The following is a 14,520-nucleotide window of genomic DNA, read 5'->3' as shown; positions in this document are numbered from 1 at the left end:
TGGCCCTCCCTTTTACCCACGGCATAGGCCGGATGGCGCCTGCGCGAAAGCGGTCAAAGACCGCGGCGCTTCAGAATGGAAAGAAAAGCGGGATGACCAGCACTGCCACCATCGCAAAGATCACGTTGAGCGGCAAACCCACGACGAGGAAATCGCGGAACTTGTAGCCGCCCGCGCTGTAGACGAAGGTGTTGGTCTGATAACCGATGGGGGTGGCAAAACTCGCCGAGGCCGCGAACATCACCGCCATGATGAAGGGGCGCGGATCATAGCCCAACTGCGTCGCCATCCCGATCACGATGGGGCCGAGGAGGATCGCCACGGCGTTGTTCGTGACCATCTCGGTCAGCACGCTGGTCAGAACATAGACCGCCGCCAGAATGGCAATCGGGCCGACATTCTTTACCGCGCCCACCACCGTCTCGATGATGAGCCGCGCCGTGCCCGTCTCCTGCATCCCGAGGCTCACCCCCAGCATCCCGAAGATCAGGAAAAGGATCCGCCAGTCGATCGCCTCGAACGCCTCTTCGGGGTCGACGCAGCGAGTCATCATCACCACCACCGCGCCGATCACGGCCAGCCCCGCAATCGGCATGACATTCACCGCCGCAAGACCCATGACCCCCATGATCGTCAGAATGGCAATCGGTGCCTTGGACCGGCGCATTGCCTGTTCCGAGGGCGCGGTCAGGTTGACGATACCGCCATCCTCCATCAACCGCTGGATACCCTCGGGTGGCCCCTCCAGAAGCAGTGTGTCCGCGAATTGCAGCCGCACCTCGGGCAGATCCTGACTGATATTCTGCTCCTGCCGGTGCACGGCCATCAGGTAGACGCCATATTTGCGACGCAGCTTGAGATCCTTGATGGCGCGCCCGCGCAGGTGCGAATTGGGCCCGACACTGGCCTCCATGGTGATCGTGCGATCCGCCGTCACCGGCTCGAATCCGCTGTCGTCCATGCCGCGAAACTCGATTTCGCCATTCTCCTTGAGGCCAAGGATTTCACCCGTATCGGTCTTGATCACCACCCGGTCGCCCGCCTCGAGCACGATATCCTTGAGGTGGCGGCGCATCGAGACTTCGCCACGCACCACGTCGAGGATGCGCGCGCCGGCGCGGTTGAAGGGCAGATCCTCCAGCTTCTTGCCGATATACTTCGACTCGTGCGGAATGAGCAGGCGGGCAAGGAACTTGCGCTTGCTCTCCTGCCCCAGCACGCTGGCGAGCGAGGCGCGGTCAGGCAAGAGATACCGCCCCGCAAAAATCATGTAGATCAGCCCCACGGCGGAAAAGATCAAGCCCGGCAGCGTCATCTCGAACATGGTGATCGGTGGCTGGCCCGCGTCACGCGCCACCCCGCTCATCAGGATGTTGGTCGAGGTGCCCACCAGCGTCAGCGTGCCGCCGAAAATAGCCGAGAAACTCAGCGGAATAAGCAGCTTGGATGACGACACACCCACCGAAGAGGCCACCGAGATCATCACCGGCGTGAGCAGGATCACCACCGGCGTGTTGTTCATGAACGCCGAGGCCCCCATCGCGCCCAGCATCATGAACAGGATCGTGCGCAGGAAAGAGCCCCGCGCCTGCCTGCGCAGAAAGCCCCCGATCATCTCCAGCACGCCGGTGCGCTCGAGCGCGGCGGATATGATGAACATCATGGCGATGGTGATGGGGGCGGAAGAGCCGAACACCTTGAGAAAATCGCGCGTCTCCACGATCCCCGTGGCCAGAAGAAGCGCCGACGCCCCAAGCGCCGTCACCTCCGGCGGGTAGATTTCCTTGAAGAAACCGACAAAGACCGCCACCAGCAGCAGCAGCATGAATATCTGTTCGAGCGTCATGACCTCGCCGATCCCGATTAGCACGCCTCACGTGCGCAGTAACGTCAGCCAAGTCACATTTTCAACCGCGAAATGGAATCATATTCTGGCGCGGCACAGTCGTCCGCTCGCAATGGTGCTCCGACAGGTCGGTTTCTTCTGGCCTGAAATATCCCGGGGGTGTGGGGGCTGGCCCCCACTTGACCCTGCGTGTGGGGGCTGGCCCCCACCCTATGCTCAATGCAGGGTGAATTCACCCGTCACGTTGCGCCATTCGCCCGGCGCGATCAGCTTGCGATGGGTAAAGCGCACCGAGTGCAGCGGCCCCTCGATCTCACGCTGCCAGAATTCGACGAACTCGAACAGCTTGGGGTGATCGGGCGCGATATCGTACTCCTGCCACAGATAGCTGTTGAGCACGTTGCGGTAGTCGGGCATCCGGTAGAAGAATTCCGCCGTGGTCAGCCCATAGCCCTTCAGCAAGAGTTCGGTCTCTGACATCTCCATTTTTCTGCTCCTGTCACTGCTTGACAGGACCAATGTGCCACCGAAAAATTACTTTTCAATGAAAACAGTGTGTTATCACTCGTGATCCGGGGCTGCCAGATGTGCCGCCCTAGCCCCATTGCACCCTATATCATGGAACTGTTATAGTCTGCCCAACAAGATATAGCGGCAGATCACAGGACCATAAAAACGTGAGCGATACGCCCCAACCACCTGAAATAACAGGGGAAACCCCGCCAGAGCCGCCCGCACATCACGGGCCTCACATCTCGATCACGCAGGAGATGAAGACCTCCTATCTCGATTACGCCATGAGCGTGATCGTAAGCCGCGCGATTCCCGATCTGCGCGACGGGCTCAAACCCGTGCATCGCCGCATCCTTTATGCCATGCACGAGGGCGGCAATACCCATGACAAGCCCTACCGCAAGTCGGCGCGCGCCGTGGGCGACGTCATGGGCAAATACCACCCCCATGGCGACTCTGCGATCTATGACGCGCTTGTGCGGATGGCGCAGGATTTCTCGATGTCGCTGCCCCTTCTCGACGGGCAGGGCAATTTCGGCTCGATGGATGGCGATAACGCGGCGGCCATGCGCTATACCGAGGTGCGCATGGACAAGCCGGCCGCCTATCTCTTGGCCGATATCGAGAAAGACACCGTCGATTTTCAGGACAATTACGACGGCAAGGACCGCGAACCCACGGTCCTGCCCTCCCGCTTTCCCAACATGCTGGTCAACGGCGCGGGCGGCATCGCCGTGGGCATGGCCACCAATATCCCGCCGCACAATCTGGGCGAGGTGGTGGACGCCACGCTGGCGCTGATCGACGATCCAGAGCTTGAGAGCGAAGACCTGATCCGCTACATCCCCGGCCCGGATTTTCCCACCGGTGGGCTGATGCTGGGCCGGTCCGGCGCACGCAAGGCGTATCTGGAGGGGCGCGGCAGCGTCATCATCCGTGCCAAGACCCATGTCGAGGAATTGCGCCGCGACCGCTTCGCCATCGTCATCGACGAAATCCCCTATCAGGTGAACAAGGCCACGATGATCGAGCGCATCGCCGAGGCCGCCCGCGACAAGCGCATCGAGGGCATCGCCCATGTGCAGGACGAGAGCGACCGCAACGGCGTGCGCGTCGTGGTCGAACTGAAGCGCGACGCCACCGCCGAAGTGGTGCTCAACCAGCTTTACCGCTTCACGCCGATGCAGACTTCGTTCGGCTGCAACATGCTGGCGCTGAACGGCGGCAAGCCCGAGCAACTGACGCTGCACCGCTTTCTCTCGCTTTTCATCCAGTTCCGCGAGGAAGTGGTGGCGCGGCGTACCGCCTTTGAGTTGCGCCGCGCCCGCGAGCGCGCCCATGTCCTCTGTGGTCTGGCCGTCGCGGTCTCGAACGTGGACGAGGTTGTAGCCACGATCCGTGCCTCAGCCGACGCCGCCGAGGCGCGCGTAAAGCTGATGACGCGGCGCTGGCCTGCGGGCGACATCCTGCCCTATATCGCGCTGATCGACGATCCCAGCCATCGCGCCAATGAGGATGGCACCTATAACCTGAGCGAAATTCAGGCCCGCGCCATTCTCGATCTGCGCCTGCAACGCCTCACGCAACTGGGTGTCAAGGAGGTGACGGACGAGCTTCAGGATCTCGCTGGCAAGATCAAGGAATACCTCGCCATCCTCGCCTCGCGCGAACGGATCATGGAAATCATCTCGGCCGAGTTGCGCGAGGTGCGCGAATTGTTCGCCGTCCCCCGCCGCACCGAGATCGTGGACTGGTCCGGCGACATGGAAGACGAGGACCTCATCGAGCGCGAGGAGATGGTCGTGACCGTCACCCAGGGCGGCTATATCAAGCGCACCGCGCTGGCCGATTTCCGCGCCCAGAAACGCGGCGGCAAAGGTCTCAGCAGCATGGCCACCAAGGACGAGGACGTGGTCACCTCGCTTTTCGTCGCCAATACCCACACGCCGCTTCTGGTCTTCACCACCGATGGCATGGTCTACAAGCTCAAGACATGGCGGCTGCCGCAGGGCGGACGCACGTCCAAGGGCAAGGCCATCGTCAACATCCTGCCGATACCGGCAGGCGTGTCGATCGCGGCGCTTCTGCCTGTGGACCGCGCCGAAGAGGACTGGGACGACCTGCACATCGTCTTTGCCACTTCGGCCGGCGACGTGCGGCGCAATGCGCTGTCGGATTTCGTCAACGTCAAACGCAACGGCAAGATTGCCATGGACCTCCCCGAGGGCGTGGAGATGGTCAATGCGCGCATCTGCTCGGACGAGGATGACGTGATGCTCGTGACCGATGCGGGCCGCGCGATCCGCTTTCCCGTCAGCGATGTGCGCGTGTTCAAGGGTCGCAAGTCCACCGGCGTGCGCGGCATCCGCCTGCTCAACGGCGACCGGCTGGTGTCGATGTCCGTGATCCGCCATTTCGAGGCAACGCCAGACGAGCGCGCGGCCTTCCTCAAGCGGTTCCGCAGCGAATTCGGCGCCGATCCCGAGGAAGAAACCGCCGATCCCGAGGCCATCGGCAATGCCGATGCCGCCCTGCCCGAGTCGCGCTATCAGGAGATGCTCGCCGCGCAGGATCTCATCCTCACCATCACCGCGCGCGGCACGGGCAAGCTGTCGTCCTCGCATGATTATCCGGTGCGCGGGCGCGGTGGCCAGGGCGTGACAGCAATCGAGAAGACCATGCGCGGTGGTGCGCTCGTGGCCTCGTTCCCGGTCAGCCGCGAAGATCAGATCATGCTCGCCACCTCTACCGGCCAATCAATTCGCGTTCCGGTCGAGGGCATCTCGTTCCGCTCGCGCAGTGCGGGGGGCGTACGCGTCTTCAACACCGGCGCGGGTGAAGAGGTGGTCTCGGTCGCCTGGATCGCCGAACAGGCGGACGAGACGGAAGACGCCGAAAGCTGAACACAGGGCGCGCAGACATGGGCAGAAGGTGGGCAGACACCGCCCGACCCGGCCCGCATTAACCACGAATTGGTCTGAAAACGGCCCGATTGTCAGATGATAGTCGGGCCCGTGCTTTCGCATAGGTTGTAGATGGTATCCTTGTTTTCCCCCAACAGAGAACAGGACCACCCAAGATGAAAACAGGAACCACCTCAGGCGTCGATCAGGTCGGCATCAATCTCTTGCGGATCGTGACCGGCACATTCTTCATGGCCATCGCGCTGGACCTTATTGACGGCTTCGATCCGGCCGCTCTTTTCCGACCGGTGCTTGGCACGCCCACCGGCGAGGTCATCGGCGCGGTCAGCCTGCTTGCACTCGCCATCTGGTTCATGCTCGGGGTGTCGCTGCGCCTTGGCGCGCTCAGCCTCGCGCTTTTTGTGCTTTCCTCAAGCTTCATTGCCAATTTCGTTGCCGTCCCGACCGAGAACCTGTCGGCCTTCTGGTATGACCTGACCCTGACCTGCGGCGTGCTGCTCAGCTATCTCACGCTTGATGCGCGGAACATGCGCAGGGCCTCGGTCTTTTCCCATCGTGCCAGAATGCGCCGGATCGCCGCACAACGCGCGATCAAGCCGCGACGCATCAGCCCCGATAACAAGGCGAGCCAATCCCAATCCCGGCGCCCGCGCCCGGCCCCCGCCCACGAGGACGAGAGCAACATCTTCGCCAATATCTGAGCAGCGCCCGTCCTGCCACAAACGGTCACACTATAGTGAGACCCATTGCCGCGCGCGCCGTGACACTCCTAGTGTAGCATGACAGTGCCGATGACCGGCGCGCGCGAGGACGGAGCCACCCATGCCCGGAAGCCTGCTGAACGCCCTGCGCCGCCTCGGCGGGCGCCTTGTGCCCTCCCCTGCCCAGCCCACCCCTGCCCAGTCCGCCCCTGCCCAGCCCGCCGCCATCCAGCCGGATGACACCCGCCTGCCCGTGCTCATCTACGGTGCCGGGCAGACCGGCCAGCAACTTGCCGCCGCTCTTCTGACCGATGACCAACTGCGCCCGGTGGCCTTTGTCGATGACGAACCGCGCCTGCGTGCGCTGTCCATCGTCGGGCTGCGCGTCCACGGCCCCGACGAGATCGATGCGCTGATCGCCCGCCACGGCATCGGCCGCGTCATCCTCTCCATGCCCAGCGCGACCGAGGCCACGCGCGCCCGCCTCAGCCGCCGCCTTGCCGACACCGGCTGCGAGGTGCACGCGCTGCCCTCTTTCGCTGACCTCATCACCGGCCGCGCCGTCACGCTCTATGAAAGCCGTCCCATCGATCCGGCCTCGCTTCTTGGACGCGACGCGCTGGAAAGTGAACTGCCCGGCGTCACAAGCGCCTATGCCGGGCGGCGTATCCTCGTCACCGGGGCGGGTGGCTCGATCGGGGCGGAATTGTGCCGCCAGCTTGTCACCTGCACGCCCGCCTCGCTGGTGTTGCTCGACCATGGCGAACATGCGCTGTTTCAGATCGAGCGCGAGTTGCGCGATCTCGCCCCCGAGGTCGCGATCATGCCGGTGCTCGGCTCGGTCTGCGAGGCGGCGCTTGTCAACGTGCTGATGAGCGCACGCAAGATCGACGTGGTCCTCCATGCCGCCGCGTACAAACATGTGCCGATGGTGGAACTGAACGCCATCGAGGGGATGCGCAACAACGTGATCGGCACCCGAACCGTAGCCCATGCCGCCCGCGAGGCGGGGGTGGAGCGGTTCATCCTCGTCTCGACCGACAAGGCGGTGCGGCCGACCTCGGTGATGGGGGCCTCCAAGCGCTTTGCAGAGATGATCGTGCAAGATCTTGCCACGCGCTCTCCCGGCACCCGGTTTTCCATGGTGCGCTTTGGCAATGTGCTCGGCTCGTCGGGTTCGGTCATCCCGACCTTCGCCGAACAGATCGCGCGCGGCGGACCAATCACCCTTACCCATCCCGAGGTCACGCGCTATTTCATGACCATCCCCGAAGCCGTGCGCCTCGTGCTGCTTGCCGGCACCCTGGCGCGCGGGGGGGATGTGTTCGTGCTCGACATGGGGGCACCGGTCAAGGTGCGCGACATCGCGCTGCGCATGATCGAGGCGTCAGGACTGACCTTGCGCGACGCCGAAAATCCCGACGGTGATATCGAGATCACCATCACCGGACTGCGCCCCGGCGAGAAGCTGCACGAGGAACTTCTGATCGGTTCCGACATGCTGACCACGCCGCATCCACGCATCCTGCGCGCACAGGAGGGGCACCTGTCCGAGATCGAACTGGTCAAGGCGCTGAAATCGCTCTCCGAGGCGATCGAGACGCGCGACGTGACGCTGCTGCGGCGCATCCTCGGGCAATGGATCGAGCAGACCGAACCCGAGGCCCTCCGCGAGGAAGGCTGAGACCCGCCGCCCCCTACCCCACCAGAGCGCCGAATTTCGTGTCGAGGTAATCGAGCAGCGGCGCGGCGCTGACCGGCGCGCCGCTGGCCTCGGCAATCAGATCGGCAGGCAGGTAAAGCCCACCATGGCGCTGCACCCGTTCGCGCAGCCATTCACCCGCCACGGCAGGCTCTCCGACCGCCAGACGCGCATCGAGATCGGGCAGGTCCGCCCGCAGCGCCGCGTGAAGGCAGCCCGCATAGACATTGCCGAGGCTGTAGGTCGGGAAATAGCCGAACAGGCCCACCGCCCAATGCACATCCTGCAACACGCCCTCCGAAGCGCGCCCGACGTCATGGCCGAAATCCGCAACGAAGCGGTCGCTCCACGCCACCTCCAGATCGCGCACGCCCAGATCGCCAGCAATCAACGCCCGTTCCAGATCATAGCGCAACATGATGTGAAGGTTATACTGCACCTCGTCGGCCTCGGTGCGGATATGGCCGGGATGCACGCGGTTGACGGCGCGATAGAACGCCGCCTCGTCCTTGATCCCGAAATCGCCAAAGGCATCGACCATACGCCCGTAAAGCCAGCCGCAGAACGCCCGGCTGCGCCCCAACTGGTTCTCGTAAATCCGGCTCTGGCTTTCATGCACGCCCATCGAGACCCCCTGCCCCAGCGGCGTCAGGCGATAATCCGGGTCGATCCCCTGCTCGTAACAGGCATGCCCGGTCTCGTGGATCGTGGAATAGAGGCAGTTGAACGGGTCGCTCTCACTCACCCGCGTGGTTATGCGCACATCGTCGCCCGAGCCCGACGAGAACGGATGCACCGCCAGATCGAGCCGCCCGCGCGTGAAATCATAGCCAAAGCGGCGTGCCACCTCGCGCGCAAGGCGCATCTGCGACTCATGCGGGAAATGGGCCGAGACCTGCGGCCAGTCCGCGGCCAGCGCCGCCTCGCGCAAGGCCACCAGACGCGGGCGCATCTCGGCGAAAAGCCTGTCCAGCGCCGCCGCCGTCATCCCCGGCTCGTATTCATCAAGAAGCGCGTCATAGGCGTCGCCACCGTCCGCGACCGCCGCCGCCTCCTCGCGCTTCAACTCCAGCACCTCGGCCAGCGTCGGCGCGAAGGCCGCGAAATCGTCGGCGGCGCGCGCCTCGGCCCAGACCCCCTGCGCGCGGCTTGTCAGCCGCGCCAGCGCCACGGCCAGACGCGCGGGCACGCGCGTCGCACGCTCGTAATCGCGGCGGATAAGGCGCAATTCGGCCTGCGTCTGCGCGTCCTCGGTCTCGGCCTCCTCCTCCGCCTCGGCCAGCAGATATCCGCGCGCGGGATCGGTGCGCCGCTCGTGCAGGACAGCCTGAATCGCGCCCATCTCATCTGACCGCTGATCGGCGGCGCCGCGCGGCATCATCGTCTCCTGATCCCAGCCGAGACGCCCCGCCACCTGCGCCAGCGCCGCGCTCTCGCGCTCGCGCGCCATCAGATCGTCATGGGCTGCCATGTCATCCCCCCCGGATGGACTGCGCGCGCGGATAAAGGCTCAGGAAGCGCGCGCGCAAGATGAGCACCCAGAGCACGACCGCTACAAACTGATGCGCGATCGCCAGTTGCCAGGGTGCGATATAAAGCACCGTCATGATTCCCAGCAGCATTTGCAACAGCAGAACCGCAAATATGGCGGTAAAGGCCCCGCGTGTCGCGCCATGCGCGCTGCGCCGCCCCCTCAGCCAGACAACGACGGCGAAGGCCAAGAGCAGATAACCACTCATGCGATGGATGAACTGCACCGTGCCGGGATTCTCGAATAAATTGCGCCACCAGGGCGAAAGCTCCATCATGTCGGGCGGAAGGAAGCCCGCGGCCATCAGCGGCCAGTCGGTATAGCTGCGCCCGGCGTCGATCCCCGCCACCAGCGCGCCCAGCAGGATTTGCAGGAAGGCGAAATGCATGAGACCCGTGGAGAGGCTGAAAAGCCTGGCCTCACGCCCGCGCCGCGCCTGTATCAACTCGCGTTCCTCGCGGCCAAGGGCAAAAACATACCAGGCGAGAAGGCCGAGAATGACGAAGGCAAGGCCCAGATGTGTGGCCAGCCGGTAAGAGGCCACAGCCACCATCCCCTCATTCAGGCCAGAGGCCACCATCCACCAGCCGATCGCCCCCTGCATGCCCCCAAGCGCGCCCAGAAGCAACAGCCGCCCGGCCCAGCCCTTGGGGATCTGCCGCGTGACGAGAAAGCCAAAGAAACCAAGCGCCCATACAAGGCCGATCACGCGGCCCAGCTGCCGATGGCCCCATTCCCACCAGTAAATGACCTTGAATTCGTCCAGCGACATGCCCTTGTTCATAAGTTCGTATTGCGGGATCGCGCGATACTTGTCGAATTCCACCTGCCAATGGGCCTCGGACATGGGCGGCAGCGCGCCGGTCACGGGGCGCCATTCGGTGATCGACAGGCCGCTGTCGGTAAGCCGCGTCAGCCCCCCCACTGCAATCATCACCACCACAAGCGCGAAAATCGCCATGAGCCACAGACGAATGCCCCGCCGTGCGCCGCGCCTGCCTGCGTCGATCAGCCCGGCCTGCGGCGCGGATTTCGGGGCGCGCGCGCCCACCTCCTCGAAAATGCTGCGTTTTCCGGCCATGTCCTGCCTCATTCCTGATCGCACCAGAGATTAGGCCGCGCCCCGCCCGCCTTCAACCGCGCCCCGACCAGCGGACCATCTGCCGCATCACCCCGTGCAGCATCCGCACATCGGCGCGCGTCAGCGGCATCCGGCTCCAGAGGTTGCGCAGGTTGGTCTTCATCCGCGCGACCTTGTCCTCGGGAAAGAAGAACCCAGCCGCCTCCAGCCGCTCCTCGTAGTGATCCGCCAGCCGCTCGATCTCGGCCAACTCGGCCCAGTCCGCACCGGCCATGTCCACGCGCTCGGCCACCACCTCCGCCGTCACCCGCCGCCAGTCATAGGCGCAGAGCAGCACGCATTGCGCAAGGTTGAGGCTTGGAAATTCGGGGTTCACCGGCACGGAGATGAGGGTATTGGCGCGCGCCACGTCCTCGTTTTCCAGCCCCGCGCGCTCAGGCCCGAACAGCACCGCCACGCGCTCGCCACGCGCTATGCGGGCGGCGGCCTCGGCCATGGCGTGCTGGGGGGAAAACACGGGCTTGGTCAGACCGCGCGTCCGCGCGGTCGTTGCCATCACATAGGTACAATCGGCAATCGCGCCGCCCAGATCGTCGAAAAGCCCCGCCTGATCCAGAAGCCGCCCTGCCCCGCTGGCCATCGCACCGGCCGCCGGGTTGGGCCAGCCGTCGCGTGGCGCGACAAGACGCATCCGGTCAAGACCGAAATTCCACATCGCCCGCGCCGCCGCGCCGATATTCTCGCCCATCTGCGGGCGCACGAGCACGAAGGCGGGCTGGCTTGGCGCAGGCTCGGTCATGGTGAAATCAGCTGCGTGATTTGCTCACTCGGCCGCTTCGGCGGGCCCGGCGGAAAGGTCGGGGCCGCCGCCCTCGCCATTGCCGCCGCCTTCGGGCTTGGGCCTGGGCTTGCGCGGCCTGCGGGCGGGTTTCTTCGGCGCGGGGGCGTCTGTCGGCGGAATCGTCTCGGCCTGCGGCTCTGCCCTGCTCTCGGGCGTCTCGACAAGGCCGCTGTCCTCGTCCGCGACCGGCGCCAAGACGTCGGGTTGGGGCGTCTGCGAGGGATCCAGCCGCTCGCCCTCTTCGGAACGTCCGCCTTGCGCGCGATCACGGTCACGATCACGGTCCGACTGGCGGTCACGGTTCTGGCGCTCGTGCTCCTCGCGCCGCATCTCCTGCTCGCGCTGCGCCTCGTTGAGCATGCGCTGATAATGCTCGGCATGCTGCTGGAAGTTCTCGGTCGCTACCCGGTCGCCCGAAAGCTGCGCGTCACGGGCAAGCTGATTGTACTTCTCGATGATCTGCTGCGGTGTGCCGCGCACCTTGCCCTCGGGGCCGGAACTGTCGAACACCCGATTGACGACATTGCCGACAGAGCGATTGCGGTTCGACTTGTTGCGCGAACGTGACTTCGATGGTCTCATGAGTTTGCAGTCCAGCCTTGTGGTCTGAGTGCCGCTTGATCCGGGCTGTGCGCTCTTGCGCCTTTGTCTACCGGATCGGACATGAATTGGCTTGATCCTCGCGCGGGATGCCGGTCAAGGCCTCCGCCTGCGCGATATCCTCACTAACCACGCCGCTCGCCCCCTGACAAGCGAAAAGCGCGCATATTCCGGTGCGGCGCGCGGTTTTTCGCCTCGCTCACACAATTCTGTCGGGCAAAAGCGCGCAAACCACCCGGTCGCGCCCGTCGAGATCGGGCAGAACGCTGATACCCGCCAGCCCTGCGGCGGCGAATATCTCGGCCACCGCCGCACCCTGCCTCCAGCCGATTTCGACAAGGACGCGCCCCCCCGGCACGAGATGCGTCACCGCCCCCCGCGCCAGCGCGCGATAGGCCGAAAGCCCGTCGCCTCCATCGCCAAGCGCCATGCGAGGATCGTGGCCGAGCACCTCGGGGGCAAGTCCCGCGATTTCGGCCTCGGCGATATAGGGCGGGTTCGACAGGATCAGGTCGAACCGGCCACGGGTCGCGGCGAACCAGTCGCTTTCCACCAGATCGAGCCGCCCCGCCACGCCGTGCCGCTCGGCATTGCTCCGCGCGACGCCAAGCGCGTCGGGTGACAGATCGCTCGCCACGCCGCGCGCGCCGGGCCATTCCGCCAGAAGCGTCACCGCGATACAGCCCGTGCCGGTGCCAAGGTCGATGAGGCGCGCGGGTTCCGCCCCCCTCAGCGCCGCCGCGATCAGGCATTCGGTTTCGGGGCGCGGGTCAAGCACATCGGGTGTCACGGTGAACTCCCGCCCCCAGAACAGCCGACGCCCGAGAATGCGCGCGACCGGCTCACGCGCCGCGCGCCGCGCGAGCATCGACGCCAGCCGCGCCTGTGTCCCGGCGTCCAATTCCTCATTCAGATGCAGCGTAAGCCGGTCGCGCGCCACCCCCATCGCCTCGGCCAGAAGCGCGCGCGCATCCCCGCCCGCGCCCTCGATGCCGGCAGCCACCAGCCTGCGCGCGGCTTCCCGAAGCGCATCGGCCCCGGTCATGTCATCTCGGCCAGAAGCCGCGCCTGCGCATCCGCAATCAGCGCGTCGGTCAGATCATCGAGATCGCCCTGCATCACCTGATCGAGCTTGTAGAGCGTGAGACCGATGCGGTGGTCGGTCACGCGACCTTGCGGGAAATTATAGGTGCGGATGCGCTCGGACCGATCGCCGGTGCCGACCTGCGCCGCCCGCTCCGCAGAGCGCACGCCATGCGCCTTTTGCCGCTCCATGTCGAAAAGCCGCGCGCGCAGCACCTCCATGGCGATCTCGCGGTTGCGGTGTTGGGATTTCTGGCTGCTCGTGACCACAAGGCCGGTGGGGATATGCGTGATCCGCACCGCCGAATCGGTGGTGTTCACATGCTGGCCCCCCGCGCCCGAGGACCGCATCGTGTCAATTCGCAAATCGGCGGGGTCGATCACGATATCCACCGCCTCCGCCTCGGGCAGAACCGCCACCGTTGCCGCCGAGGTGTGGATGCGTCCGCCGCTTTCGGTCTCGGGCACGCGCTGCACCCGGTGCACACCCGATTCGAACTTGAGGCGCGCGAAAACCCCCTCACCCTTGACCCGCGCCACAAGCTCGCGGATGCCGCCCAATTCGCTGGTCTGTTCCTCGATCACCTCGAAGGACCAGCCACGTGCCTCGGCGTGGCGCTGATACATGCGCATGAGGTCAGCAGCGAAAAGCGCCGCCTCCTCACCCCCCGTTCCGGGACGGATTTCGAGGATGGCGGGCCGGGCATCAGCGGCATCGCGTGGCAAGAGCACCAGTTGCAAAGCGCGCTCCATGTCGGGCAGGCGCGCTTCGATTTCGGCCACCTCGCCCTCGGCCAGTTCGCGCATTTCCGGATCGTCGAGCAACGCCCGCGCCGCATCGAGATCGTCCAGAGCCTGCCGATAGGCGCGGATTTCCTCGACCACGGGGCGCAACTCGGCATATTCGCGCCCGAGCCGCGCGATATCGCCACCGCCCGCCGCCATCTGCGCCTCGATGAACTCGAAGCGTTCGGCAATCTGCTGCAATCTGTCCAGGGGCACCATGGGTGCGATCCTGTGTCCCATACTCGGGGCTTGGTCAAGGGCGCATCCGTTGTTATATATGAGGGATGAAAGCGATCCTGCCCCTTCTTCTGATCGCGGCCACACCCGCGCTGTCTGACGCCACCATCGGCGGCAAGACGGTGGAATGCTATTGCACAGACAGCACCGGCGCGCGGGTCGAGATGGGCGAGACGATCTGCCTGCATGTCGATGGCAAGATGTTCATGGCCCAGTGTTCCATGTCGCTCAACGTGCCGATCTGGCGCAAGGTCAGCGACGGCTGCCTGTCATCGAGCCTCGGCGAGCCGCACGAGCCAGCCATCGACGCGGGCGGCGTTGACGCCCAGATCTGAGCGGCCAAAGCGCAGGCGCGCGAAAATCTCCAGCGTGTCGCCCGCCTGCCGAACGGTGGTGTAGTCGGGAAAACCCATGAGGCGCGAGCGCGTCACATAGGTGATCATCCCCTCGCTGACCGAACCTGCCAGAACCCGCGTGTGCGGCGTTGCGCGCGCGATGGCGTCGAGCGCGACCAGATCGCCCGTCACCCGGCGCATCGCGCCGCCCTCAAGATCGCGGTTGGTGATCGCGCCGGGCATCTGATGCCAGCGCAGCGGGTCCGAAGGCGCCAGCCGGATGAAGACCACAAGAGCGACGGCGCCGATCAGCAGCGCAAGCGCGACCACCCTCGCCATC

The 14,520-nt window shown here is 65.1% G+C and carries 13 protein-coding genes; 4 read left to right on the top strand and 9 right to left on the bottom strand.

The window, feature by feature from the left end; genetic code table 11:
- Nucleotides 1-70: 70 nt before the first annotated feature.
- Together KAK09_RS04250 and KAK09_RS04245 are read right to left on the bottom strand one after the other, a co-directional pair.
- Nucleotides 71-1,846 (bottom strand): SLC13 family permease, encoded by a 1,776-nt coding sequence (locus tag KAK09_RS04250; RefSeq protein ID WP_210877602.1) that lies wholly within the window; start codon nt 1,844-1,846, stop codon nt 71-73.
- Between the two features lie 216 nt (nt 1,847-2,062).
- The gene (locus KAK09_RS04245) at nt 2,063-2,332 is read right to left on the bottom strand and encodes an usg protein (RefSeq protein WP_210877601.1); all 270 of its coding nucleotides are present in this window, start codon (nt 2,330-2,332) and stop codon (nt 2,063-2,065) included.
- A 191-nt stretch (nt 2,333-2,523) separates the two neighbouring features.
- Here KAK09_RS04245 and gyrA point away from each other — a divergent pair, with 191 nt between their 5' ends.
- From gyrA to KAK09_RS04230, 3 genes are all read left to right on the top strand, one after another.
- The gene (gene gyrA / locus KAK09_RS04240) at nt 2,524-5,262 is read left to right on the top strand and encodes a DNA gyrase subunit A (RefSeq protein WP_210877600.1); all 2,739 of its coding nucleotides are present in this window, start codon (nt 2,524-2,526) and stop codon (nt 5,260-5,262) included.
- Nucleotides 5,263-5,438: 176 nt separating this feature from the next.
- Complete coding sequence (locus KAK09_RS04235; RefSeq protein ID WP_210877599.1) at nt 5,439-5,984, top strand: hypothetical protein; 546 nt, start codon at nt 5,439-5,441, stop codon at nt 5,982-5,984.
- A gap of 121 nt (nt 5,985-6,105) precedes the next feature.
- The gene (locus KAK09_RS04230) at nt 6,106-7,668 is read left to right on the top strand and encodes a polysaccharide biosynthesis protein (RefSeq protein ID WP_210877598.1); all 1,563 of its coding nucleotides are present in this window, start codon (nt 6,106-6,108) and stop codon (nt 7,666-7,668) included.
- A 13-nt stretch (nt 7,669-7,681) separates the two neighbouring features.
- Here the strand turns inward: KAK09_RS04230 and KAK09_RS04225 are convergent, their stop codons facing one another.
- From KAK09_RS04225 to prfA, 6 genes are all read right to left on the bottom strand, one after another.
- Nucleotides 7,682-9,157, bottom strand: a complete 1,476-nt coding sequence (locus KAK09_RS04225; protein WP_210877597.1) for a carboxypeptidase M32 — start codon at nt 9,155-9,157, stop codon at nt 7,682-7,684.
- Nucleotide 9,158: 1 nt separating this feature from the next.
- A complete protein-coding gene (ctaA, locus tag KAK09_RS04220; protein WP_210877596.1) occupies nt 9,159-10,298 on the bottom strand; it encodes a heme A synthase in 1,140 nt (379 codons plus the stop codon).
- A gap of 52 nt (nt 10,299-10,350) precedes the next feature.
- Nucleotides 10,351-11,097 (bottom strand): RNA methyltransferase, encoded by a 747-nt coding sequence (locus tag KAK09_RS04215; protein ID WP_210877595.1) that lies wholly within the window; start codon nt 11,095-11,097, stop codon nt 10,351-10,353.
- Between the two features lie 24 nt (nt 11,098-11,121).
- Nucleotides 11,122-11,721, bottom strand: coding sequence for a DUF4167 domain-containing protein (locus KAK09_RS04210; RefSeq protein ID WP_210877594.1), 600 nt, complete (start codon nt 11,719-11,721; stop codon nt 11,122-11,124).
- Between the two features lie 217 nt (nt 11,722-11,938).
- The gene (prmC, locus tag KAK09_RS04205; protein WP_210877593.1) at nt 11,939-12,784 is read right to left on the bottom strand and encodes a peptide chain release factor N(5)-glutamine methyltransferase; all 846 of its coding nucleotides are present in this window, start codon (nt 12,782-12,784) and stop codon (nt 11,939-11,941) included.
- Complete coding sequence (gene prfA / locus KAK09_RS04200; RefSeq protein WP_210877592.1) at nt 12,781-13,827, bottom strand: peptide chain release factor 1; 1,047 nt, start codon at nt 13,825-13,827, stop codon at nt 12,781-12,783. Before prfA ends, prmC begins: the two co-directional genes overlap by 4 nt.
- Before the next feature lie 65 nt (nt 13,828-13,892).
- On the opposite strand from prfA, the gene KAK09_RS04195 reads away from it, so the two are divergent.
- On the top strand, nt 13,893-14,180 hold the full coding sequence (locus KAK09_RS04195; RefSeq protein ID WP_210877591.1) for a hypothetical protein: 288 nt from the start codon (nt 13,893-13,895) through the stop codon (nt 14,178-14,180).
- On the opposite strand, the gene KAK09_RS04190 is transcribed toward KAK09_RS04195, so the two are convergent.
- Entirely contained in the window at nt 14,115-14,519 is a 405-nt protein-coding gene (locus KAK09_RS04190) for a DUF1499 domain-containing protein (protein ID WP_210877590.1), read from the bottom strand. The two genes, KAK09_RS04195 and KAK09_RS04190, sit on opposite strands and share 66 nt — an antisense overlap.
- Nucleotide 14,520 lies beyond the last annotated feature (1 nt).

This window comes from Roseovarius autotrophicus (assembly GCF_018069895.1).
In the GTDB taxonomy this organism is placed as follows: Bacteria; Pseudomonadota; Alphaproteobacteria; order Rhodobacterales; family Rhodobacteraceae; genus Roseovarius; species Roseovarius autotrophicus.
Note: the sequence above shows the minus strand (reverse complement) of the source record. Positions and strands in the feature narration are given on the sequence as shown.

What these genes read in the sequence shown, in the direction of transcription:
- KAK09_RS04250 (WP_210877602.1), bottom strand. Translation starts at nt 1,846, where the DNA reads ATGACGCTCGAACAGATATTCATGCTGCTGCTGCTGGTGGCGGTCTTT.
- KAK09_RS04245 (WP_210877601.1), bottom strand. Translation starts at nt 2,332, where the DNA reads ATGGAGATGTCAGAGACCGAACTCTTGCTGAAGGGCTATGGGCTGACC.
- KAK09_RS04235 (WP_210877599.1), top strand. Translation starts at nt 5,439, where the DNA reads ATGAAAACAGGAACCACCTCAGGCGTCGATCAGGTCGGCATCAATCTC.
- KAK09_RS04230 (WP_210877598.1), top strand. Translation starts at nt 6,106, where the DNA reads ATGCCCGGAAGCCTGCTGAACGCCCTGCGCCGCCTCGGCGGGCGCCTT.
- KAK09_RS04225 (WP_210877597.1), bottom strand. Translation starts at nt 9,157, where the DNA reads ATGGCAGCCCATGACGATCTGATGGCGCGCGAGCGCGAGAGCGCGGCG.
- ctaA (WP_210877596.1), bottom strand. Translation starts at nt 10,298, where the DNA reads ATGGCCGGAAAACGCAGCATTTTCGAGGAGGTGGGCGCGCGCGCCCCG.
- KAK09_RS04215 (WP_210877595.1), bottom strand. Translation starts at nt 11,097, where the DNA reads ATGACCGAGCCTGCGCCAAGCCAGCCCGCCTTCGTGCTCGTGCGCCCG.
- KAK09_RS04210 (WP_210877594.1), bottom strand. Translation starts at nt 11,721, where the DNA reads ATGAGACCATCGAAGTCACGTTCGCGCAACAAGTCGAACCGCAATCGC.
- prmC (WP_210877593.1), bottom strand. Translation starts at nt 12,784, where the DNA reads ATGACCGGGGCCGATGCGCTTCGGGAAGCCGCGCGCAGGCTGGTGGCT.
- prfA (WP_210877592.1), bottom strand. Translation starts at nt 13,827, where the DNA reads ATGGTGCCCCTGGACAGATTGCAGCAGATTGCCGAACGCTTCGAGTTC.
- KAK09_RS04195 (WP_210877591.1), top strand. Translation starts at nt 13,893, where the DNA reads ATGAAAGCGATCCTGCCCCTTCTTCTGATCGCGGCCACACCCGCGCTG.
- KAK09_RS04190 (WP_210877590.1), bottom strand. Translation starts at nt 14,519, where the DNA reads ATGGCGAGGGTGGTCGCGCTTGCGCTGCTGATCGGCGCCGTCGCTCTT.